We start from the raw sequence: 1,728 nt of genomic DNA, 5'->3' as shown, positions 1-1,728 counted from the left end.
CAAGATCATGCCAGCCACAGCCACCACAGTAGACCGCAGCCCCGCTCAGCCGATCAACTCAAGCTGAATACGTACGTTTTTCCAGTCCCAGTCCGTGGGTAGCCACTTGTCAGATGAGCCGCCCTCGCGTTCTACAGCTGCAGTAAGGGCTGCGTAGAAGTCGGCAGGATCGCCTTCGCGTCTATATCCGGCAGCGCCGATCCACCACGGAGCAGCGCAGACCTGCGGACCAACATCCGAGTGGTCCGCTTCCGGAAGGCGAGTCGCGGCCCCGCGCCAACGACCTGTCTTGACCTTGAACCACACGCGGTCTTTCAGAGTGACGACCCTTTCGACGCCTCCAGCCGCGTGTGCTTCAGGTAAGCGTTGAGCCTCTGCGATTAGATCATGACCATGATTGCAGAGCGGTTCGGTAATAGGTGGAACTCGAAGCTCAAGATCCGCCATGCAGGCGCGCGTTGGTCGGACGGGCTTGGCCTCACCGCTCATTCGAGGAGCTTAGAGCCCAAGCCCACCCAAAGCCAGACAGGGTTTTAGCTAGCGTCAGGCATGCCGCCGTACTCGTCGAGCTGCTCAGCCGGCACACCAGTAAGGAGCGAGACAGCGGACTTGGATGAACCGTCAAGACGGCTTAGAGCAGCTCGAACACCCTCGTTGATCTCACTGCGGTGTGCCTCGATGTACTCGCGCACGGCGGCGTCAACGACATCCTTCTTGGCCTTGCCCAGGAAGTGGGCAGCGTGAGAGATGAGCTGATCAGTACCAACGTCGACCTTGATGGGAGCGGACGTTGCAGCCATGAGGCCCCCTTCCAGTGACCCACAGTACCTCGGTACCAAAGTACCCGGCAACACCTGGCACCTAACGACTCAACGATACCGAGGATGAGTGGATGCGGCGACCTTGTTGCAAGGGTTCGCGCCACACAGGGGCTCCAAGGATGAGGCGGCGGAGTTCGTTGCCTGAGCCGACCTGCTCGATGTTAGGTCCTTTGGAGTGCGTCAGGAGATCAGTGCCAGGCGAAGCTGGCAGGAAGGATTGGTCGCAGCCGTACTACGCTTCTCGCGCCCGTTGGGTGCGGAGCATCGCGCAGTGACACGAGAAGCGTGGTACGGCTGTCAAGCGACTTGACAGCACCTATAGCTACTTGCGTCCCGAATGTCGGCTACGAGTTGGTGACGGTGGCGGCGAATTTGGGCAGCATGAAAGCGAACGTAGCGGTGCCCGCCGCGTGATAACGGTAGAAGCGTCGGCGTGTCAAGTGTGATTTAAGACACATCTGATTAGCGTAGCCTGAACATTCCAAGCGAGTAGCAACTGACGGGCCGGCAACGTTAGGCGGCGGCTGAAGGCTGGCTGCGCAGTCAACCAAGAGCCCAACCGGCTAATTCGGCCGCTACAGCAGGATCAGGATGCGGAACATGCGCGGATGATCCAGGACGCGTTGGGCATGAGATTCGCCTTTGGCCTGGTAGATCGCGGAACCCGAGGCCATCGCTACACCCTTCCTAAGCCGTGTGTGGCAGGAGCGCCGACAGCAGTGCTGACAGCAACCGGCCGAGACGAGGGAAGCCGCCGACTGCCGAGCGCGGACAGCCGTCCGAGGTCGCAGACGTGGACGTACCCTGCCGGACGGATCGCACAGAGCTTGTAAGAACGACCGGCAATAGGCGTCACTTGAGTCGGCGGGTTGTCGGTCGGGTGTCCCAGCGATAGAGCGTGCGGGCT

General features: G+C 60.7%; 2 protein-coding genes. Both read right to left on the bottom strand.

Annotated elements, in window-relative coordinates; genetic code table 11:
* Window positions 1-45: 45 nt before the first annotated feature.
* Entirely contained in the window at window positions 46-489 is a 444-nt protein-coding gene (locus tag ACLQ24_RS29510) for a hypothetical protein (protein ID WP_425895010.1), read from the bottom strand.
* A 44-nt stretch (window positions 490-533) separates the two neighbouring features.
* Window positions 534-800, bottom strand: coding sequence for a hypothetical protein (locus ACLQ24_RS29505; RefSeq protein WP_425895009.1), 267 nt, complete (start codon window positions 798-800; stop codon window positions 534-536).
* Window positions 801-1,728: the final 928 nt, after the last annotated feature.

This window comes from Micromonospora sp. DT4, assembly GCF_049841675.1.
Lineage (GTDB): Bacteria > Actinomycetota > Actinomycetes > Mycobacteriales > Micromonosporaceae > Micromonospora.
The sequence above is the reverse complement of the archived record's forward strand: the minus strand, read 5'-3'. Positions and strand labels throughout refer to the sequence as shown.